22 protein-coding genes are annotated in these 18886 nt (G+C 70.6%); 9 read left to right on the top strand and 13 right to left on the bottom strand.

What is annotated here, in order from left to right; translation table 11 throughout:
* Positions 1 to 15: 15 nt before the first annotated feature.
* A complete protein-coding gene (gene moaA, locus ACSHT8_RS25830) occupies positions 16 to 1071 on the bottom strand; it encodes a GTP 3',8-cyclase MoaA (protein ID WP_436493489.1) in 1056 nt (351 codons plus the stop codon).
* 215 nt (positions 1072 to 1286) lie between these two features.
* Here moaA and ACSHT8_RS25835 point away from each other — a divergent pair, with 215 nt between their 5' ends.
* Positions 1287 to 2075, top strand: a complete 789-nt coding sequence (locus tag ACSHT8_RS25835) for an HAD-IIA family hydrolase (RefSeq protein WP_436493490.1) — start codon at positions 1287 to 1289, stop codon at positions 2073 to 2075.
* 49 nt (positions 2076 to 2124) lie between these two features.
* Positions 2125 to 2934: a metallophosphoesterase family protein gene (locus tag ACSHT8_RS25840; protein ID WP_436493491.1), complete on the top strand. Its 810-nt coding sequence runs from the start codon at positions 2125 to 2127 to the stop codon at positions 2932 to 2934.
* Here ACSHT8_RS25840 and ACSHT8_RS25845 read toward each other — a convergent pair.
* A complete protein-coding gene (locus ACSHT8_RS25845; RefSeq protein ID WP_436493492.1) occupies positions 2931 to 3587 on the bottom strand; it encodes an NADPH-dependent FMN reductase in 657 nt (218 codons plus the stop codon). The genes ACSHT8_RS25840 and ACSHT8_RS25845 overlap by 4 nt on opposite strands.
* 103 nt (positions 3588 to 3690) lie before the next feature.
* On the opposite strand from ACSHT8_RS25845, the gene ACSHT8_RS25850 reads away from it, so the two are divergent.
* The gene (locus tag ACSHT8_RS25850; RefSeq protein ID WP_436493493.1) at positions 3691 to 3999 is read left to right on the top strand and encodes a GNAT family N-acetyltransferase; all 309 of its coding nucleotides are present in this window, start codon (positions 3691 to 3693) and stop codon (positions 3997 to 3999) included.
* A gap of 7 nt (positions 4000 to 4006) precedes the next feature.
* Here the strand turns inward: ACSHT8_RS25850 and ACSHT8_RS25855 are convergent, their stop codons facing one another.
* The 5 genes from ACSHT8_RS25855 to ACSHT8_RS25875 all read right to left on the bottom strand — a co-directional run bounded on the left by ACSHT8_RS25855 (position 4007) and on the right by ACSHT8_RS25875 (position 6653).
* Entirely contained in the window at positions 4007 to 4420 is a 414-nt protein-coding gene (locus ACSHT8_RS25855; RefSeq protein WP_436493494.1) for an Imm1 family immunity protein, read from the bottom strand.
* A complete protein-coding gene (locus ACSHT8_RS25860) occupies positions 4411 to 5133 on the bottom strand; it encodes a DddA-like double-stranded DNA deaminase toxin (protein WP_436493495.1) in 723 nt (240 codons plus the stop codon). Before ACSHT8_RS25860 ends, ACSHT8_RS25855 begins: the two co-directional genes overlap by 10 nt.
* A 7-nt stretch (positions 5134 to 5140) precedes the next feature.
* Positions 5141 to 5401, bottom strand: a complete 261-nt coding sequence (locus ACSHT8_RS25865) for a DUF397 domain-containing protein (RefSeq protein WP_436493496.1) — start codon at positions 5399 to 5401, stop codon at positions 5141 to 5143.
* On the bottom strand, positions 5286 to 6185 hold the full coding sequence (locus ACSHT8_RS25870; RefSeq protein ID WP_436493497.1) for a helix-turn-helix domain-containing protein: 900 nt from the start codon (positions 6183 to 6185) through the stop codon (positions 5286 to 5288). The genes ACSHT8_RS25865 and ACSHT8_RS25870 overlap by 116 nt, the downstream gene beginning before the upstream one ends.
* Before the next feature lie 93 nt (positions 6186 to 6278).
* Positions 6279 to 6653, bottom strand: coding sequence for a YccF domain-containing protein (locus tag ACSHT8_RS25875; protein WP_436493498.1), 375 nt, complete (start codon positions 6651 to 6653; stop codon positions 6279 to 6281).
* Positions 6654 to 6736: 83 nt separating this feature from the next.
* On the opposite strand from ACSHT8_RS25875, the gene ACSHT8_RS25880 reads away from it, so the two are divergent.
* Complete coding sequence (locus tag ACSHT8_RS25880) at positions 6737 to 8353, top strand: AMP-binding protein (protein ID WP_436493499.1); 1617 nt, start codon at positions 6737 to 6739, stop codon at positions 8351 to 8353.
* 121 nt (positions 8354 to 8474) lie between these two features.
* Positions 8475 to 8855: a VOC family protein gene (locus ACSHT8_RS25885; protein ID WP_436493500.1), complete on the top strand. Its 381-nt coding sequence runs from the start codon at positions 8475 to 8477 to the stop codon at positions 8853 to 8855.
* Here the strand turns inward: ACSHT8_RS25885 and ACSHT8_RS25890 are convergent.
* Entirely contained in the window at positions 8852 to 10063 is a 1212-nt protein-coding gene (locus ACSHT8_RS25890; RefSeq protein WP_436493501.1) for an Nramp family divalent metal transporter, read from the bottom strand. The two genes, ACSHT8_RS25885 and ACSHT8_RS25890, sit on opposite strands and share 4 nt — an antisense overlap.
* 148 nt (positions 10064 to 10211) lie before the next feature.
* Here ACSHT8_RS25890 and ACSHT8_RS25895 point away from each other — a divergent pair, with 148 nt between their 5' ends.
* Positions 10212 to 10823: a TetR family transcriptional regulator gene (locus ACSHT8_RS25895; RefSeq protein WP_436493502.1), complete on the top strand. Its 612-nt coding sequence runs from the start codon at positions 10212 to 10214 to the stop codon at positions 10821 to 10823.
* On the opposite strand, the gene ACSHT8_RS25900 is transcribed toward ACSHT8_RS25895, so the two are convergent.
* Positions 10820 to 11017: a hypothetical protein gene (locus ACSHT8_RS25900; RefSeq protein WP_436493503.1), complete on the bottom strand. Its 198-nt coding sequence runs from the start codon at positions 11015 to 11017 to the stop codon at positions 10820 to 10822. The genes ACSHT8_RS25895 and ACSHT8_RS25900 overlap by 4 nt on opposite strands.
* Positions 11018 to 11211: 194 nt before the next feature.
* Here ACSHT8_RS25900 and ACSHT8_RS25905 point away from each other — a divergent pair, with 194 nt between their 5' ends.
* Positions 11212 to 11598, top strand: coding sequence for a cold-shock protein (locus ACSHT8_RS25905; RefSeq protein ID WP_436502178.1), 387 nt, complete (start codon positions 11212 to 11214; stop codon positions 11596 to 11598).
* Between the two features lie 19 nt (positions 11599 to 11617).
* On the opposite strand, the gene ACSHT8_RS25910 is transcribed toward ACSHT8_RS25905, so the two are convergent.
* The 3 genes from ACSHT8_RS25910 to ACSHT8_RS25920 are packed head-to-tail and all read right to left on the bottom strand — an operon-like array spanning position 11618 to position 14733.
* On the bottom strand, positions 11618 to 12073 hold the full coding sequence (locus ACSHT8_RS25910) for a DUF2771 family protein (protein ID WP_436493504.1): 456 nt from the start codon (positions 12071 to 12073) through the stop codon (positions 11618 to 11620).
* 10 nt (positions 12074 to 12083) lie between these two features.
* Positions 12084 to 13862, bottom strand: a complete 1779-nt coding sequence (locus ACSHT8_RS25915) for an MFS transporter (protein ID WP_436493505.1) — start codon at positions 13860 to 13862, stop codon at positions 12084 to 12086.
* A gap of 58 nt (positions 13863 to 13920) precedes the next feature.
* The gene (locus ACSHT8_RS25920; RefSeq protein ID WP_436493506.1) at positions 13921 to 14733 is read right to left on the bottom strand and encodes a glutaminyl-peptide cyclotransferase; all 813 of its coding nucleotides are present in this window, start codon (positions 14731 to 14733) and stop codon (positions 13921 to 13923) included.
* A gap of 58 nt (positions 14734 to 14791) precedes the next feature.
* Here ACSHT8_RS25920 and ACSHT8_RS25925 point away from each other — a divergent pair, with 58 nt between their 5' ends.
* Together ACSHT8_RS25925 and ACSHT8_RS25930 are read left to right on the top strand one after the other, a co-directional pair.
* Positions 14792 to 15724: a DUF3027 domain-containing protein gene (locus ACSHT8_RS25925; RefSeq protein ID WP_436493507.1), complete on the top strand. Its 933-nt coding sequence runs from the start codon at positions 14792 to 14794 to the stop codon at positions 15722 to 15724.
* Positions 15721 to 18618 (top strand): sacsin N-terminal ATP-binding-like domain-containing protein, encoded by a 2898-nt coding sequence (locus tag ACSHT8_RS25930; protein WP_436493508.1) that lies wholly within the window; start codon positions 15721 to 15723, stop codon positions 18616 to 18618. The genes ACSHT8_RS25925 and ACSHT8_RS25930 overlap by 4 nt, the downstream gene beginning before the upstream one ends.
* Here the strand turns inward: ACSHT8_RS25930 and ACSHT8_RS25935 are convergent.
* Positions 18615 to 18872 carry a DUF2530 domain-containing protein gene (locus ACSHT8_RS25935; RefSeq protein ID WP_436493509.1) on the bottom strand — a complete coding sequence of 86 codons (258 nt, stop codon included), beginning with the start codon at positions 18870 to 18872 and terminating at the stop codon, positions 18615 to 18617. The two genes, ACSHT8_RS25930 and ACSHT8_RS25935, sit on opposite strands and share 4 nt — an antisense overlap.
* Positions 18873 to 18886 lie beyond the last annotated feature (14 nt).

An 18886-nucleotide genomic window follows, 5' to 3' on the forward strand; every position in this document is an offset into this window, starting at 1 on the left:
GGGTGAGTGTCACGCTCAGCCCCCGATCGCGCTCATCGGCCGCAGCGGCTGGGCGAACCCGGCCTCGTTGATCTGGTGTCCGGCGAGCTTGGCCCACATCGTGGCCCGCCACAGCTCGGCGATCTCGTCGTCACCAGCGCCAGAGCGTAGGGGGGCGCGCAGATCGGTCTCGGTCTGGCTGAACAGGCACGACCGCAGAGCGCCGTCCGCGGTGAGCCGGGTGCGGTCGCAGTCGCCGCAGAACGGCCTGGTCACCGAGGCTATGACGCCCACGTCGGCCGGTCCGCCGTCGACCAGCCACCGCTCGGCGGGGGCGGCGCCGCGCGGGGCCGAACTGGGGGTCAGCTCGAACTCGGCCCGCAGCAGCTCAAGGATCTGGTCGGCGGTGATCATCTGCGTGCGGCTCCACCCGTGCTGCGGGTCGAGCGGCATCTGCTCGATGAACCGCAGGTGGTAGCCGTTGTCGACGCAGTAGCGCAGCAGCTCGGCCGCCTCGTCGTCGTTGATCCCGGGCAGCAGCACGGCGTTGACCTTGACCGGGCTCAGCCCGGCTTCGCGGGCCGCGGCCAGGCCGTCGAGCACGTCGCCGAGCCGGTCGCGCCGGGTGATCTCGGCGAAGCGCTCCGGGCGCAGGGTGTCGAGGGAGACGTTGATCCGGTCGAGCCCCGCGTCGACCAGCGCGCGGGCGCGGCGCACGAGGCCGATGCCGTTGGTGGTCATGGAGATCCGCGGCCGCGGGTCGAGCGCGGCGGTGGCGGCGATGATGCCCTCCAGCTCGCGCCGCAGCGTCGGCTCGCCGCCGGTGAAGCGGACGTTGGTGACTCCGAGCGACTCCACCGCGATGCGGATCAGCCGGACGAGTTCATCGGCGCTGAGCATCTGCCCGCCGGGCATCCAGTCGAGGCCCTCGGCGGGCATGCAGTAGGTGCACCGCAGGTTGCAGCGGTCGGTGAGGGAGACCCGCAGGTCGGCGGCCACCCGGCCGAAGGGGTCGATGAGCGCGGGCGTGTCGGGTCGAGTGCCCGACGAGGTCCGGGGCACCGCGGGGAGTCCGAGATCTACCGCTGTCACCCGATCAAGCGTAGTCGCGATTTCTTCGATCCGGCTCATGCGGAGTGCACCTTCGCACAACCGCGAAATCGGGCGATCACCGTGTTTGCGCCGGTGCTATGGGTAACCGAAACGTGGATGCGGCCCTGGTCGGGCCGGGGAGCCGTAGTTCCGGATGGCGGATTCCACTGTGCTCCGTGCCGCCGCGAGCAAGGTCACTGGGTAGCCTCCGGCCTATGAGCGGACCGTGGACGTATTTGATGGATATGGACGGGGTGCTGGTGCACGAGGAGCACCTCATCCCCGGCGCGGACGCGGTGATCGCGGAGCTGACGTCGACGGGCACGCCGTTCCTCGTGCTGACCAACAACTCGATCTACACCCCGCGCGACCTTCGCGCCCGGCTGCTGCGCACCGGCCTCGACGTGCCCGAGTCGGCGATCTGGACCTCCGCGCTGGCAACCGCCAAGTTCCTCGACACCCAGCGCCCCGGCGGCTCGGCGTTCGTCATCGGCGAGGCGGGCCTGACCACGGCGCTGCACGAGATCGGCTACGTGCTGACCGACCGCGACCCGGACTACGTCGTCCTCGGCGAGACCCGCACCTACAGCTTCACCGCGATCACCCGCGCGATCCGCCTGGTCGAGGAGGGCGCGCGGTTCATCGCGACCAACCCCGACGCCACCGGCCCCAGCCGCGAGGGCTCGCTGCCCGCGACCGGCTCGGTGGCCGCGCTCATCGAGCGCGCGACCGGCCGCGCACCGTATTACGTGGGTAAGCCGAACCCGCTGATGATGCGCTCGGGCCTGCGTTCGCTCGGCGCGCACTCGGAGAACACGCTGATGATCGGCGACCGGATGGACACCGACGTCAGGAGCGGCTTGGAGGCCGGGCTGCGCACGATCCTCGTGCTCACCGGGATCTCCGGCCGGGAGACCGCCGAGCTGTTCCCGTACCGCCCGACCCGGGTGATCGAGTCCATCGCCGACCTCGTGGGGAACACGGCGAATCCGTTTCCCGAATGATCGCCCGATCACTGCGCGACCGGGGGTTTGCTCGCCTATCGTCGGACCCGTGGAGGAAGACAGAGCCGTGACCCGCACCTTCGTGGTCGGCGACGTGCACGGCCACCGCGACGAACTGGTCGACGCCCTGCACCGGGCCGACCTGGTGACCACGGACGGCACCTGGTCCGGCGGCGACGCGCACGTGTGGTTCCTTGGCGACTTCGTCGACCGCGGCCCCGACGGGATCGGCGTGATCGACCTGGTCCGCTCGCTGGCCGAAGCCGCGGCCGAGTCGGGCGGCCACGTCGAGACCCTGCTGGGCAACCACGAGATCCTGCTGCTCGGCATGCACAAGTTCGGCGACACCGAGGTGCCGTCCGACCACGGCCCCCGCAGCTTCGCCCGCAGCTGGGAGATGAACGGCGGCATGGTCAGCGACCAGGAGGCGCTGACCGGCGAGCACCTGGAGTGGCTCATCGAGCGCCCGGTGCTCGCGCTGGTCGGCGACCACCTGCTGATGCACTCCGACACCCTGGAGTACCTGCACTGGGGCGCCGACATCGACGCGATCAACGAGTCGGTGCGGAAGGTCCTGCGCTCCGACGACATCGTGGAGTGGTGGGAGGTCTGGCGGCGGATGACCACGCGGTACGCCTTCCGCGGGCCGCACGGTGAAGAGGTCGCCGACGACGTCCTGTCCGCTTTGGGCGGTTCTCAGGTCGTGCACGGCCACTCGGTGATCGCCGACCAGGTCGGGCGGCTGCCGGTGGAGATCGACGGGCCGCACCTCTACGCGGGCGGCAAGGCGCTGGGCGTGGACGCCGGGGTGTTCGTGGGCGGTCCGTGTCTCGTGGTCGAGCTGCCCTGGTCGGACTAGGGAGCCTGTACGCGCTCGACCCGGTCGATCAGCGGGTCGGCCCGCTCGCCGAGGAACTCCACCCAGGCCCGGCGCGCGCAGAAGTAGTGCTTGCCCGCCTCGGCGATGTCGAGGAAGGCGACCAGGGTCCCGGTCAGCCGCTCGGCCAGCGTCTCGTCGGCGAGCCCGCCGTCGTCGTTGAAGGCGTTGTGCGCCTGGGCGAGGCTGAACATGTCGGGGTGGATGCTCGCGCCGAGGTGCTCCAGCGGGACGCGCAGCGCCCAGAGCCCCCGGTTGCCGCCGACCATCGACGGTGAGGCCGACATCAGCAGCCCGTTCCGCCCGGTCCACGGCTGCGGCCGGAACCGCGACGTCCAGTCGATCGCGTTCTTGAGGACCCCGGACATCGACGCGTTGTATTCGGGCGAGGCGATCACGAAGGCGTCACTCGCCTCCAGCCTGTTTCGCAGTTCGGCCGCCTGGCCGGGAATCCCTTGCGCCCGTTCGAGATCACCGTCGTAGCTGGGCGCGGCGAAGTCCCGCATGTCGGCGACGTCGACGTGGGCGCCGTTGTCGCGCAGGATCTTCGCGGCCAACCCGGCCAGCCGCGTGTTCAGAGACCCGGCACGCAGCGACGCACTGAAAACCAGAACCCGAACCTCGGCGCGCTCCATGATCTCTCCCTCGCTCGGCCCCCATGATGCGGGCGAGTCAGGACGGGCGCACCTCGAGTCGGCTGGGTACGTTGCCAGGACTGTCGTTTGATGGGGAGGCCGCGTGTCCGAAGCAGTGGTCGTCAACAACGTCGAGGAGAACCGGTACGAGGCCCGCGTCGACGGGAAACTCGCGGGCTTCGCGGAGTATCAGGCGGCGCGGGAACTGGTGGTGTTCACCCATACGGAGGTCGACCCGGCTTTCGAGGGCCAGGGCGTGGGGTCGGCGTTGGCCCGGGCCGGGTTGGACGACGTCCGGGAGAAGGGCCTGCGGGTGCTGCCCCTATGCCCGTTCATCCGCGACTGGATCGGCAAACACCGCGACTACGTCGACCTCGTCTACGGCGCCAAGCCCAGCACAGTGACCGACTGAGCGGATCTCATTGACTCGCCGCGATGTTGCGCGGTTTGGCGCCGGTCTTCATGAATTCCCGCAGACCATCTCGCACGGCAGGGAGCGGAATCTCGGCTGAGCCCGCGATCTCGCTTGCGCTGCCCGCATAGACATAGGTCACGGTGTCGGTGCGAGTGGGGTCGCCTTGGGTCCAGCCGCCATCGGCGGTCATGTAGAAGATGAATCCGCGGTCCTGGCCAAGGCCGACATTCAAGACGGGTGACGTGGGATCTCCGGCGACACTCACTTCGACCATCGGTGGAGCGACGTGATCCCTGGTGTCGGCGATGACCTGATCGACGAACGCGTCGAGTTCGGTCAGGGTATTGACAATGATGGCGGGATCGCCCGGCCCAAGGTCGTTGGCCGAGTCCTGGTCGTACCAGATCTCTAGTGCCACCACGGCTTCTTTCCTCCGGTGAACGTCTGGCGGTAGCCGGGGCCGTGGATTGTCATCGAGTAGCCCTCGGGAAGGATAACCGGCAGCAGGACATCGCAGCCGAATCGACCGGGGCACGGGCGATTGTTGATCACGATCTCCACGTGGCGCCGCTGCTCCCGAACCATTCGGGCGGCCAGTTTCACTTCGACGTGTGTGACGATGACAGGTTCGGACGGGAGTGGGATCCGGGCTTGTCTGAGCAACTCCCACGCCTCCGCCGAGTCCTCGTCGCGTCCGCTGACCTCCTCCCGGAGCTTTCCTGACTCGTCACGCCACAGGCCGTGGGTTTTCCGGCCGGTTGGGTTCGGCTTCGGCACGGCAGGAGGGAGCTTGTGTTTGAGGTGTTCGACTCCCGCGGAGTCGCCTCCCGAGGCCGCGTGCCTCCGCACCGCGATTGGAGTGGCGGGCCCGACTTCGACTCCGAGACGTTCTAGGTACCACTCGATCTTGGTCTTTGCTGCGGCAATGAGTTGTCGAGCCTGGCCGACGGCGGTGTTCGCCTCGGCGAGTTGCCTCACCGCGTGACGGATCGCCGGTGATTGGGCGCCCTTGGCGGTCGCATCAAGGGTCGTGTGTGCCCCAGCAACCTGCTCGGCTGCATGGTCGAGGTGTGCTTTCGGGAGCGCCGCCATGATTCGGCGGAGTTCAGCCGCGAGCGCCGCGACTGACATGGGGCTCCTAGGTGCTGGTCAAAACCGTGATGAAGGTGGACCAGGTCGCGGGTGTGACGGTGAGGGTGGGGCCGTGGGCGTTCTTGGAATCGCGGATACCTGCGTGGTCCGGGGTCAGGGCGATCTCGACGCAGTCGTTCTGTGTGCCGGAGCTAAAGCTGCTCTTTCGCCACCTGCCAGTGGTCATCCCAGGTGCCCTCCGACCGGTCGTACTCGTCCGCCAGCGTGGCGATGAGTTCACGGGATTGTCCCGCACTAAGCGCCACATTGGCTATCTGGCGGATGAGTGACCGGTGGCGGTCGACATATCCACGATCTTCGAGGAACACCCCGGTGACCGCGCCGTCGAGATAGATGAGCGGGCGGTATCGGGCGAATCCGAAGTACAGGAAGGACCCGCCGAACAGCGCGGTCTCGCGGGCCATGGCCGGTACGATTCGGATGCCGATGTTCTGCTGGTCGGCGAGGAACAGCATCGCGAGCATCTGCTCAGCCATCACGCGGTAATCGCCGACTTCCAGTCGCAGCGCGCGTTCGTGGATGAAGAAGGTGAACATGGCCGGTTTGGCGCGGGACAAGATCCGCTGCCGCTCCATGCGCGCTTCCACCCACGCCTGCCTGGCAACCGGGTCGGCTTCCTTCCGCGCGAACAGCGCTTGGATGTACGGCTCGGTTTGCAGCAGCCCGGGGATCACCTCGGGCTGATAACTCACAACCCGGTTGGCGTTGGTCTCGTGGAAGATCAGGGATCGGAGCGAGTCCGGCATCCAGTGGCCGCTCGGGCACAGCCAATGGCCGCGCTTGGCGCGCAGGTCTTTGAAGAACTCGGTCAGCTCATGGACGTCCTGATACGGCGCGCCGCAGGAGGCGAGGTAGTGGACGACCTCGGTCTCCGATGTGGCGGCGCGCAGGCCCAACTCCAAGCGGTTGAGGACGGGGGCCGACTGGCCGACCCGTTCGCCGAGTTCGATCAGGGTCAGGCCCGCGGCCTCGCGGTGCGTGCGGAGCAGGTCGCCCAGTTCGCGGCCGCCCGCGCTGTACTTCGTCACCATTCCTTGAACGGTAGGGAATCCCGGCGGCTCAGATCGCCTGCGGCGCCGGAATTCCCTCGTTCGCGAAGGGCGTTTCCACCCCCGAAACGCGGGCTACCGGACCGGCACGATGCGCGCGCCCAGGGGAACCAGCGACACCGGGATCATCTTGAAGTTCGCGATGCCCAGCGGGATCCCGATGATCGTCACGCACAACAGCACGCCCGTGACGATGTGGCCGATCGCGAGCCACCAGCCGGCGAAGACGATCCAGATGATGTTGCCGAGCAGGGAGGCGACTCCCGCTTCGGCGCGGGGTTCGATGGTGCGGCCGAAGGGCCAGAAGGCGTAGTTGGCGATCCGGAACGACGCGAGGCCGAAGGGGATCGTGATGATCAGGACGCAGCAGATGATTCCCGCGATCAGATAGCCGATGGCCATCCAGAACCCGCAGAACACCAGCCAGATGAGGTTCAGCAGCAGTCGCACCTGTCCCATTGTTCCCAGTCCGGCCTGAGACTCGCCACAACGGGCCGCCGCGAGCAGGATGGGGGCCGAGCGAAGGAGGCCCCATGCTGCCCAGCTACACGTCCGGCACGTCCACCGTCCCGCTGCTCGGCGACACGATCGGTGGGAACCTCGACCGCACCGTGGCCGCCCACAGCGACCGGGAGGCGCTGGTCGACCAGGGGCGCCGGTGGACCTACCGCCAGCTCGCCGACGAGGTCGACAAGGTCGCGCGCGGGCTGCGAGCCAAGGGCGTGGGCAAGGGTGACCGCGTGGGGATCTGGTCGCCGAACTGCGCGGAGTGGGTGTTCATCCAGTACGCCACCGCGAAGCTGGGCGCGATCCTGGTCAACATCAACCCCGCCTACCGCGTGCACGAGCTGGAGTACGTGCTCAACCAGGCCGGTGTACGCACGCTTGTCGCCGCGCCCTCCTTCAAGACCTCCGACTACGCGGCGATGATCGACGAGGTCAAGCCGAAGTGCGCCGGACTCAAGGACGTCGTGCTGATCGGCCGGGAATCCTGGGACGCGCTGGTCGACGGCGGCGCCGGGCAGGACCTCGACGGGATCGAGCTGTCGGCCGACGACCCGATCAACATCCAGTACACCTCGGGCACCACGGGATTCCCCAAAGGCGCGACCCTGTCGCACCACAACATCCTCAACAACGGCTTCTTCGTCGGCGAACTCTGCAACTACACCGAAGAGGACCGGATCTGCATTCCCGTCCCGTTCTATCACTGCTTCGGAATGGTCATGGGAAACCTGGCCGCGACGACCCACGGCGCGTGCATGGTCATCCCGGCGCCCGCGTTCGACCCGAAGGCGACCCTGAAAGCGGTCGCCGAGGAGAAGTGCACGTCCCTCTACGGCGTGCCGACGATGTTCATCGCGATCCTGGCCGAGCCGGACGTCGACGACGTCGACCTGAGCGCGCTGCGGACCGGGATCATGGCGGGCTCGCCGTGTCCGGTCGAGGTGATGAAGCAGGTCATCGAGCGGATGGGGATGGCGGAGGTGACCATCTGCTACGGCATGACCGAGACGTCCCCGGTCTCCACGCAGACCCGCGCGGACGACTCGGTCGACCGGCGGGTGTCGACCGTCGGCCGGGTGCACCCGCACCTGGAGGTCAAGATCGTCGACCCGGTGACCGGCCAGACCGTCCCGCGCGGCGAGCCGGGGGAGTTCTGCACCCGCGGCTACTCGGTCATGCTCGGCTACTGGGAACAGCCGGACAAGACGGCCGAGGCGATCGACGCCGCGCGCTGGATGCACACCGGCGACCTCGCCGTCATGGACGAAGAGGGCTATCTCAACATCACCGGCCGCATCAAGGACATGGTCATCCGCGGCGGCGAGAACATCTACCCGCGCGAGATCGAGGAGTTCCTCTACACCCACCCGGCTGTCCTCGACGCCCAGGTCATCGGGGTTCCCGACGAGCGCTACGGCGAGGAACTGATGGCGTGGATCCGGATGAAGGACGGCCAGGAGCCCCTCACGGCCGAGGATGTCCGCGCGTTCTGCACCGGCAAGCTCGCCCACTACAAGATCCCGCGCTACGTCCACGTCGTCACCGAGTTCCCGATGACGGTCACCGGCAAGATCCGCAAGGTCGAGATGCGCGCCGAGGCCGTCCGCCTCCTGGGCCTCAACGCCGACATCAAGCACGCCTAGGCGGAGTCGTCGGACGTCTTACGAAACGCGGTCGGGGCCGTTGGACTCGTTGCGCGGCCGGGATGTCGAAGCGCAGCATGGGTGAGCCGCGTCACAGCGGCGCGAGGACCCAGGAGACCCCATGCTCACCAAATCCGCGATAACCACCATGCTCCCGGTGTCCGACGTGGACCGTGCCAGTCGGTTCTACGCCGAATGCCTCGGGCTCAGCCAGACCGGTACCGGCCCGGACGGCTCGCCGATCTTCGCCGCCGGGATGGGCGACGCCATCGGCCTGCTCCCCGCTGAAGCGGGGGCGCAGAGCACGCACACCGTCCTGTCCTTCGAGGTCGACGACGTGAAGGCCGAGATCGCCGACCTCGAAGGCCGCGGCGTCCACTTCGAGGACTACGACACCCCCGAGTTGCGCACCGTCGACCACATCGCCGACATGGGCGGGGAGAAGGCGGCCTGGTTCACCGACAGCGAGGGCAACATCCTCTGCCTGCACCAGACCGGCTAGCCGACCAACGCCCACAGCAGCACCGCGTCGAGTCCGACGGCCACGGCGGCGATGGCCCACGCCGCCGCCGTGGTCGCCCGGTGGTTGACGCGCGTGCCCATCACGTCGCGGCGGGCCGTCAGCGCGATCAGCGGGACCAGGGCGAACGGCAGGCCGAAGGCCAACACGACCTGGCTGCCGATCAGCGTCCGCGTCGGGTCGCCGGTCAGCGACAGCAGTGCGATCGCCGGGACCAGCGTGATCAGCCTGCGCGCGGCCATCGGCACCGTGCGGACCAGCAGGCCCGCCATCACCTCCGCGCCCGCGTGCGTCCCGACCGCGGTCGACGCGAGGCCGGAGGCGAGCAGGCCGATGGCGAACAGCAGCGCGAAGTCGTCGCCGAGGCCGCCCGCGATGGCCTGGTGGGTGCCGGTCAGGGAGTCCACATCGGACGAACCGGCCAGTGAACCGGCCAGCAGCAGCAGGGCGAGGTTGATGGCGCCCGCGACGGTCATCGCGATGGTGACGTCGGTGCGGGTCGTGCGCAGCATCCGTGTGAGCCCGTCGGGGCTGGTGCGCGGCCCGCGGTCCTTGGCCAGCGCCGAGTGCAGGTAGACCGCGTGCGGCATGACCGTCGCGCCGAACATCGCCACGATCAGCCAGCTGTCCGCGCCCGCGAAACCGGGGGTGACGCCGGACAGGATGTCGGCGTCGGTCGGCGGCGCGGCGAACATGCCCGCGACGAACCCCACGCCGATCACGGCCAGCAGCGCGATCACCACATGCTCGAAGATCCGCTGGCCCGCCTGGTCGCGCAGGATCAGCAGCACCGTCGACACCACGCCGGTGATCAGGCCACCCGCCAGCAGCGGCAGCCCGAACAGCAGGTTCAACGCGATCGCCCCGCCGAGCACCTCGGCCAGGCCGGTGGTGATCGCCACGACCTCGGCCTGCGCCCAGTACGCCAGCCTCGCGGGGGTGCTCAGCCGGTCGCGCATGACCTCGGTGAGCGACTTGCCGGTGACCAGCCCCAGTTTCGCCGCCAGGTACTGCACCAGTCCGGCCATCCCGGTCGTGGCGACGACCACCCACAGCAGCGTCGAGCCGTACCGGGCGCCCGCGGCGGTGCTGGTGGCCACGTTGCCCGGGTCGACGTAGGCGATGGCCGCGACGAATCCCGGGCCGAGCAGCGGCACCCCGGTGCGTGCGCGGGGGACGGTGACGGCCACGCGACCCCCTCCCGCTCAGTCCACCGAGCTTGACACATGTGGTTCACGTGTCAATCACTTTGCCAAGTTAACTGTGAAATTCGCTGTTGGTTGCGCTCAAGCGCGAGAATGTCCAGTTTCTGGACATTCGGCCGGTAGCCTGGTCAGGGTGACCGTGCGCGTGCCGTACGCCGAGGCCGCCAAAGCTCTGCTGCGCGACACCCTGCTGTCCGCGGCGGGCGACCTCCTGCGCGAACGTCCCTGGCCGGAGCTGACGATGGCCGAGGTGGCCAAGGCCGCCGGGGTCAGCAGGCAGACCCTCTACAAGGAGTTCCTCTCCCGCCAAGGGTTCGCGCAGGCGTACATCCTGCGGGAGGCCGACCGGTTCCTGCGCGACGTGGAGGCCGCCGTCGCCGAACACGTCGAGAACCCGCGCGCCGCGCTGGCCGCCGCGCTGGAGGTGTTCCTGGTCGGCGCCGAGGACGAGCCGCTGATCAAGGCCATCGTCGCGGGCGACGACAGCGACGGCCTGCTGGAGCTGGTGACCAACCACGCGGGCCCGATCCTGTCCATGGCGACCGACCGGCTGAGCCTGTACCTGGCGCGGACCTGGCCGTCGGCCGACCCGGCGGCGCTGCGGACCGTGGCGGAACTGCTGGTCCGGCTGGCCGTCAGCTACGCGGCCTCACCGTCGAAGTCGGCCGCCGAGACCGCGGCGGCCGTCGCCGAGGTCTTCGGCCCGCACGTCGACGCGCTGGTCTCGCCGCCGCGGGAAGGCTAGGAGCGGCGAGCCCGCACGACGTGGCCGATGCCGAGCAGCAGGCCGATCGGCAGCCCCATGGTCAGCATCCACAGCCACGGCGCGTGCCGGTCGGCCGCGGCGAGCACGAAGATGGCGACCACCGCCAGCAGCCCGACGGCGAACAGGACGAACGCGGCGGTGAGCATCCGGTTGCCGCGGGCGGGTTCGGTCATGGGCCCAGGATAGTTCGCCGTCAGCGAAGGTCCGACGTAACACCGGGTGGGTGTGGATACGAACTAACCCGAGCGTCCCGGGGTGGCCTACTCTGGTGGGACGCGCCCCGGGCACGCCCTAGGGCGCGTTCGTCTTGCGTGCGACGAGGGTCCGTGCGCGCGGGCGGGACAACAACGAGGGAACGGTGAGATCAGTGCCGACCGGCAAGGTCAAGTGGTACGACTCGGAGAAGGGCTTCGGGTTCGTCACGCAGGACGGTGGCGAGGACGTCTACGTCCGCGCGTCCGCGCTGCCAGCGGGGGTGGAGGGCCTCAAGGCGGGCCAGCGCATCGAGTTCGGGGTGGCCGACGGCCGCCGCGGGCCGCAAGCGCTCTCGGTCCGGCTCGTCGACGCTCCGCCGTCGGTGGTCGAGGCGCGGCGCAGGCCGGCCGAGGAACTGCACGGCCTGGTCGAGGACATGATCAAGATGCTGGAGTCGGCCGTCCAGCCCGACCTCGCGCGCAGCCGCTACCCGGACAAGAAGCTGTCCAAGCGCATCGCCGAGGTCATGCGCGCCGTGGCGCGCGAGCTCGACCCGTAAATCGAAGGGACGCGGCGGCTCAGGCGTCCTGAGCCGCCAGCACCCAGTACCCGGTCTGCACCAGCTGGTCGCCGTTGACGACGGCGAGCCGCTGCACGGCCGCGATCAGCAGGCGGTCGTCCTTGTTGGGCAGTTCCAGGGTGTACGCGTGCTGCTTGTCGGTGGGCAGGAACACCTTGCTGCTGGCGTCGACGCGCTTGCCGTCGCGGTCGAGGTAGGAGAACACCAGGCCCCAGGGCTGTTCGGCGATCTCGTTGGACACCGACACCTGCACCGGCTGCCCGGGGCGCATGTTCAGCCGGACGATCGCGTCGCGGTCCTGCTGCTGGGTGCGGGTCTCGATGTCGAAGAGCACGAACGGGGTGGCCCGCGCGCTCTCGCCGTCGGAGTAGAAGGTCACGTCCGGCTGCGGCGGGGTGGCCGAGCACCCGGTCAGCACGGCACCGGCAGCGACTGCGATCAGGAAACGACGCACAGGTCAGACCCTACGGCCCGGGCGGACCGGGGTGCGGCGGCGGTCCCTCGTGCAGTGACGCCTGCCGCAGCCCAGGCATGTGGAGCTTCAGCGGCTTGCCCGCACCGAAGCCGGGGATGAGCGACTGGCCGCGCTTGGTCAGCAGCGTCTGCGTCAGACCGGTGGCCAGCAGCACCGACACGACCAGGAAGCCGAGCCACCAGATCGGCGGCAGCAGCACGCCGATCGCGCCGCCGAACACCCAGCCGAGCTGCAGGACCGTCTCCGACCGGCCGAACGCCGACGCCCGCGACTCCTCCGGCAGGTCGTCCTGGATGATCGCGTCGAGGCTGTTCTTGGCCAGCGCGCTGGCCACCGCGCCGACAAGGCCGACCATGGCCGCCGTCACGATGCCCGCGGCGAAGGTGGCCACGATGGTGGCTGTCAGCGCGCCGATGACGCAGCCGATCACCACCTGCTCGGGATGGCCGACGTGGATGCGCGCGCCGATCGCGTTGCCCGCGAAGCTGCCGATTCCGGCCGCGCCCGCGATGACGCCGAGCAGCAGCAGCTGCTGGACCGGGTCGGACTCGTTCTGCGCCCGCACGGCGAACGCGGAGAACATCATCAGGAACCCGGTGAGCACCCGGATCGTGCCGTTGCCCCACAGCGAGATCAGCACGTGCCTGCCCATGGGCTGCCGCTTGGCCTGCACCGGGAGCCGCGCGCTCATCGACGCGGGCACCTCGCCCTCGGTGACCTCGACCCACGCCGGGATCCGCAGCGCCTGCGCGGCGCCCATCAGGCAGATCACGACCGTGAACCAGAGCGCGCCCGGCGAGCCGAAGATGTTGGCGAACAGCGCGGCTATCGCGCCGAAGACAGCTCCGCCCGCCAAGCCGAAGATCGTCAGCCGGGCGTTGGTCTTGGCGAGGGTGATGTCCGGTGGCAGCACTCTCGGCGTGATCGCCGACTTCAGCACCGTGAACGATTTGGACAGCACCATCTTGCCGAGCGCGGCCGGATAGAGGCCCCAGTCGTCGAAGTGCATCGCCATGATCAGGCACATCAGTGCTTGGCCGAGCGACGCCGCGCACATCGCGAACCGGCGGCCGCGCTGCATCCGGTCGAGCAGCGGGCCGATGACCGGGGCGAGGACGGCGAACGGGGCCACGGTGATCAGCAGGTAGAGGGCGACCTTGCCCTTGCTCTCGCCGCTGGCCGCCGAGAAGAACAGGGTGTTCGCCAGCGCCACGGCCAAGGCCGCGTCGCCCGCGTAGTTGAGCATCGTGGCGTAGGTGAGCGAGGACAGGCCGGACTTGTCCGCGCCGTCGGCGTTGGCCGCGCGCTTGAACGCCGTCACGGCCTGCTGGGTCAGCTGCTTGCTGCGCAGCGCGGCGACCCGGGTGACGGTCAGCTTCTTCGGGTACTGCGGCGGCGGGACGTCGCGGGGGTCGCGCGGCGGCGGGTAGTCGCCGACGTCGCCGTAGGTCTCGTACTCGTGGCCCGGCTCCAGCCTGCGCGTCGGCGGGCGCTGGGCCCGGATCGCGTCGGTGGGCGGTTCCTCGCGGCGCCACGGCGGCGGCTCGGGGTCACGACGCCAGGGCGGCGGCTCGGACCGCGACGAACCGTGCGGGTGCGGGTGCGGCTCGACGGGCCTGCGCCGGGGTTCGGCGGGCTGGCGGTGCGGGTCGACCGGCCGCGGCGGCTGGGCGGCGCCCTGCTGCGCGGGCGGCTGGTAGCCCCAGCGCTTGCGGCCCCCACCGTCGCGGCGGCGGCCGGACGGCGGCTGATCGGACCCGGGGCGCATCACATCATCCATCCTGCCGTACTGGGGTACTTCCGAGTATCAAGACGTGCGAGCCCGCTCAGGGATGGCCGTCGAACCTGATCCGGAACAGCTTGGGCCAGAGCTTCCCGGTGACCAGGAACTCGTCGGTGCCGGGCACCGCGGCGATGCCGTTGAGGACGTCGGTGCCCGTGCGTTCCTCGGCCGGGAGCAGCCCGGCGAGGTCGGCGCGGCCGGTTACGGCGCCCGAGGCGGGGTCGATGCGCATGATGAGGTCGGTCTGCCAGACGTTGGCGTAGACCGTCCCGTCGACGCATTCCAGCTCGTTGAGCCTGGTCACAGGCCCCGTGTCGGCGGTGACGGCGACCTGGCCGGTCGGCTGGAAGGTGACCGGGTCGCGGAAGGTGAGCTTGTCGGAGCCGTCGCTCATGACGAGGCGCCGGTTCTTCGCGTCGTGGCACAGGCCCCAGCCCTCGCCGGTGTAGTCGACCCGGCGCAGCTCGGCGAAGGTGTTCTTGTCCCGCTCGATGGCCACGCCGTCCTGCCAGGTGATCTGCCAGATCCGATCGCCCACAAGGGTGATGCCCTCGCCGAAGAACTCGCTCGGCAGCGGGGTGCGCCTGCTGACCGCGCCGGTCGTCGGGTCGGTCGCGCGGATCTCCGACTGCCCGACCAGGCCGGTGCCCTCGTAGAGGACCCCGTCGACGAGTTCGAGGCCCTGGGTGAAGGCCGCGCGGTCGTGCGGCCGCTCCTCCAGCACCTTCGGCGTCAGCGCGACGACGCTCGTCGGCGCGGCGGCTTGGGTGCTGGTGGGGGCGGGCTGGGCGGGCGCGGAACACGCGGCGGCCAGGCAGGCCAGCGCGGCGAGGGCGGCGGTGCGGCGGAGTAACACAGTGCAAGCGTGGCACGGCTGTCGGACCTCTGATCGGCGTGGGGCACAATCTGCGGTGATGAGCCCGACGCCCGCACCAGAAGCGCCCGCCGACCCCGACCTGCTGTCGGCGGTCGAGTTCGCGCGCGCCGCCGCCGAGACCCAGGCGGGGGCCGAGGTCGGCAGGCACGTGGCGGCCCAGCCGGAGGACTCCGCGGCCGTCACCCACCTCTTCGACGCCGACAAGCCCGGCTACCGCGGCTGGCGCTGGGCGGTGACGGTGGCCCACGCGGGCCCCGGCACCCCGGTGACGGTCAGTGAGGTCGTGCTGCTGCCCGGCCCCGACGCGCTCACCGCCCCGGCGTGGGTGCCGTGGGAGAACCGCGTCCAGGCGGGCGACCTCGGCGTCGGCGATCTGCTGCCGACCGCCCAGGACGACGACCGGCTGGTCCCCGGCTACATCGGCAGCGACGACCCGGAGATCGAGGAGGCCACGCGCGAGCTGGGCCTCGGTCGGATCCGGGTGCTCTCCCGCATCGGCCGCCTCGACGCCGCCGACCGCTGGTTCGCCAGTGAGTTCGGCCCCGCCGCCGAGATGGCCCGCAGCGCGCCCGCGCACTGCGGCACCTGTGGCTTCTACACCAAGGTCGCCGGTTCGCTCGGCGCCGCGTTCGGCGTGTGCGCGAACGAGCTGGCGCCCGCCGACGGCCGGGTCGTGCACGCCGAGTACGGCTGTGGCGCGCACTCCGAGGCCGAGGTCGAGCAGATCTCGCCGGTGCTGGTCGCCGACCTCATCTACGACGACGCCACGCTGGACTACGAGCCCAAGCCGGTCGCCGAGCCGGTCGAGGAAGAGACCCCTCTAGAAGATCTGCCGGTAGGTCAATCTTCGGCCGATAGTCCCGAGGTGGAGGTCAGCGGTTCTGCTGTTGGCGTCCCTGCTGCTGGTGAGAGCACTGATCCAGTGGATCCGTCGGGTTCTCCGCTAGCCGGTAGCGACACAGACGGGTGAACACGCCAGACCCGTTCGACACCGCCGCGTTACGGGCGGCCGTGGTGGGGGCGTGGGAGTCCTCGCCCACCCGCTTCCGTGAGGACGCCAACGCCGAGGAAGACCTCTACCTGGGCGGCTACCGCGACCGGCTCCTGGTCGAGTTGGCGCAGAACGCCGCCGACGCCGCCGACGAGCCCGGCACGCTCCGGGTGTCCCTTGTGGACAACGAACTCCGCGCGGCCAACACCGGCCACCCGCTCGACGCGGCCGGGGTCGCGGCGCTGACGTCGCTGCGCGCGTCGGCCAAGCGCGGCGCCGGGGTCGGCCAGTTCGGCATCGGGTTCGCCGCGGTGCTCGCGGTGACCGACGATCCCGTGGTCCTCAGTCTCAACGGCGGCGTGCGGTTCTCGGCTGAGGACACCCGCGCCGCCGTCGCCGGTAATCCTGATCTGAGCGCGCGCGTCGCGGAGCGGTCGGGCCGGGTGCCGGTGCTGCGGCTTGCCTGGCCGGTCGCCGACGCGCCGCCCGCCGGGTTCGCCACCGAGGTCCGGCTGCCCCTGCGGTCCGATGTGGACGGAGCGCGGCTGCTCGCCGACTTCGCCGCCCAGGCCGTCGACCTGCTGCTCGCCCTGCCCGGGCTGCGGCGCATCGAGATCGCCGACCAGGTGTGGGAGCGCACCGACGGCGACCGGGTCCGGGTGCACGGGCCGGACGGGGTGTCGACCTGGCTGGTCCACCGCGTCTCCGGTGAGTTCACCGACGAGGTCGCGGGCACCCTCGGCGTCGAGGCCCGCCCGCTGTGGATGGTCTGCTGGGCGCTGCCGGTCGACGAGCACAACGTGCCGCAGCCGTTCGGCCCAGACGTCCTGCACGCGCCCACCCCGACCGACGACCGGCTGTCGCTGCCCGCGCGGCTGATCGCGACGCTGCCGATCGAGCCGTCGCGGCGTCGGCTGCGGCCCGGCCTCGCGGCCGACGCCGTTCTGGCCGAGGCGGCGCGGGCGTATCCGGCGCTGTTGTCCGAGATCCCCGTCGAGCACCGGACACTGCTGGTGCCGAAGGCGGGCTTCCCGCTGTCCGAAGTGGACGACCGGCTGCGCGAGCTCGTGCTTTCCGAGCTGCGCCAGGCGAAGTGGCTGCCGCGCGCCGGGACGGACAAGCTGATCGCGCCCGCCCGAGCCCGCGTCGTCGACGCCGACGGCCTCGCCGAACTGCTCTCCCAGGTGCTGCCCGACCTCGCCGACCTGTCCGACCAGCGTCACGCCGCCGCGCTGTCCGCGCTGGACGTCGAGCGGATCGGGCTGGCCGACGTGGTCGAGTCGATCACCGGCATCACCCGGCCGCCGTCGTGGTGGCGCGAGCTGTACGCCGCGCTCGCTCCCGCGGTCGACACCGACCCGACCGCGCGCACCGAACTCGGCGGCCTGCCGGTGCCGCTGGCCGACGGGCGCACGCTGCCCGGCCCGCGCGGCACGGTCCTGATGGACGGCGACGCCGACCTGCTGGACCTGTTGGCGCACACCGAGGTCGGCTCGCTGCGCGTCGTGCACCCCGAGGCCGCGCACCCGATGCTGGAGCGCCTCGGCGCGCAGCGCGGCGGCGCGCTCGACGTGCTCGACGGGCTGCAGGAGGCCGTCGAGCGCAGCATGGACGATGTCGAGTCCGGTGTGGACATTGGCGGCCTGGTCGAGGTGGTCCTGCGGCTCGTGCGCGACGCCGGGGTCCGCGTGGGGGAGCGGCCGTGGCTGGGCGCCCTGGCGCTGCCCGACTCGGTCGGCGACTGGCGCCGGGCCGACGAGCTGGCGCTGCCTGGCTCGCCGCTGCTCGACGTGCTCGACGAGGACTCGCCCATCGGCGTGCTGTCCTCGACCCTGGACTGGCCCGAGTCGGTCCTCATCTCGCTGGGCGTCCTCGACGCGTTCGCCCTGGTCGTGGACGACGCGCCGACCGGTCCCGACCACGACCTCGCCGACGAGGCGCAGTGGTGGGACGAGGCCCCGGAGCCCCCGCACCGGTTGCTGGCCGTGCGCGACCTCGACCTCGTCACCCCCGACGCCTGGCCGCGCGCCCTGCGCCTGCTGGCCGCGGAACCCGAGACCTGGCGCGCCCTGCTGGAGCCGCGCGGCTACACCGGCTGGTGGATCGCCCGCCACGGCGTCATCGGCGGCGCGGCGCCCACCGAGTGGCGCATGCCGGACGCCACTGAGCTGGCCGGGCTGTACGACGTCGTTCCCGATCTGGGCCTCGACCCACGCGTGCTGACCGCCATCGGCGTCCGCGCCGCACTGGTCCTCGACACCCCCGATGACGCCGAAGAGCTGCTCGGCCGCCTCGGCGACCTGGACCGCGGCATCGGCACCGGCGCCGTCCTGCGCGCGCACGCGGCCTTGGCCGAGGCCGTGCTCGACGAGACGCTCGACCCCGCCGACGTCCGCCCACCGGCGGGCGTCCGCACGCTCGCGGGCACAGTCGCCCAGGAGTGCTCGGTCCTGGACGCGCCGTGGCTGCTGGCTGTCGTCGCCGAGGACGCGGTGGTCTCAGCCGGACCGGACTTCGCGTTGGCCGAGCCGCTGGCTGATCTCTTGGACCTGCCGCTGGCCTCGGAGGAAGTGGGCGGCGAGCCGTCGTCGACCGGCGAGTTCGTGCCCTGGGCCGACCTGGGCGCGGTCGCGGCGGCCTGCGAGCTGCTGGGTGTCGCGGTCCCGGACGGCGGCCCGATCGTCCACGACAAACTGATCATCAACTGCACCGACGGCGACCGTCCCGCCTCCTGGTGGGTCCAGGACGACGTGGCGCACTGCGAGGACACCCCACAGGCGCTGGCCCGCGCGCTGGCTTGGACGACGGACCGCTGGGAAGACCGACACACCCTCGCCGAGCTGATCGAGGACCCGTCGAACCACCTGATCTAGCTGACCTTTTGGGCACCCTTTGATCCACGCTGGGCTGCTCGACGCTGCCAAAGAATGATCAGGATGCCTAGGATGCCCAAAGTGGCACCAGACACGGCCGTCCACAGCCAGACCCGGGGGATCGTGTCGACCACCAGCAGGGCGACAGCGACGAGGAACCACACACCGGTGCCGACGTAGACGATGGGCGCCAGCGCCAGCAGCCGCGCGGGAAGGGGCGGCGGGGGGCGCAGGGGCTGGTCGGGTTCGGCCACGACCCGGAGGTTAC

The organism is Actinokineospora sp. HUAS TT18, from assembly GCF_051364635.1.
In the GTDB taxonomy this organism is placed as follows: Bacteria; Actinomycetota; Actinomycetes; order Mycobacteriales; family Pseudonocardiaceae; genus Actinokineospora.

What these genes read in the sequence shown, in the direction of transcription:
- ACSHT8_RS25835 (WP_436493490.1), top strand. Translation starts at nt 1,287, where the DNA reads ATGAGCGGACCGTGGACGTATTTGATGGATATGGACGGGGTGCTGGTG.
- ACSHT8_RS25845 (WP_436493492.1), bottom strand. Translation starts at nt 3,587, where the DNA reads ATGGAGCGCGCCGAGGTTCGGGTTCTGGTTTTCAGTGCGTCGCTGCGT.
- ACSHT8_RS25860 (WP_436493495.1), bottom strand. Translation starts at nt 5,133, where the DNA reads ATGTCAGTCGCGGCGCTCGCGGCTGAACTCCGCCGAATCATGGCGGCG.
- ACSHT8_RS25865 (WP_436493496.1), bottom strand. Translation starts at nt 5,401, where the DNA reads ATGTGGCGCTTAGTGCGGGACAATCCCGTGAACTCATCGCCACGCTGG.
- ACSHT8_RS25870 (WP_436493497.1), bottom strand. Translation starts at nt 6,185, where the DNA reads ATGGTGACGAAGTACAGCGCGGGCGGCCGCGAACTGGGCGACCTGCTC.
- ACSHT8_RS25880 (WP_436493499.1), top strand. Translation starts at nt 6,737, where the DNA reads ATGCTGCCCAGCTACACGTCCGGCACGTCCACCGTCCCGCTGCTCGGC.
- ACSHT8_RS25885 (WP_436493500.1), top strand. Translation starts at nt 8,475, where the DNA reads ATGCTCACCAAATCCGCGATAACCACCATGCTCCCGGTGTCCGACGTG.
- ACSHT8_RS25900 (WP_436493503.1), bottom strand. Translation starts at nt 11,017, where the DNA reads ATGACCGAACCCGCCCGCGGCAACCGGATGCTCACCGCCGCGTTCGTC.
- ACSHT8_RS25915 (WP_436493505.1), bottom strand. Translation starts at nt 13,862, where the DNA reads ATGCGCCCCGGGTCCGATCAGCCGCCGTCCGGCCGCCGCCGCGACGGT.
- ACSHT8_RS25925 (WP_436493507.1), top strand. Translation starts at nt 14,792, where the DNA reads ATGAGCCCGACGCCCGCACCAGAAGCGCCCGCCGACCCCGACCTGCTG.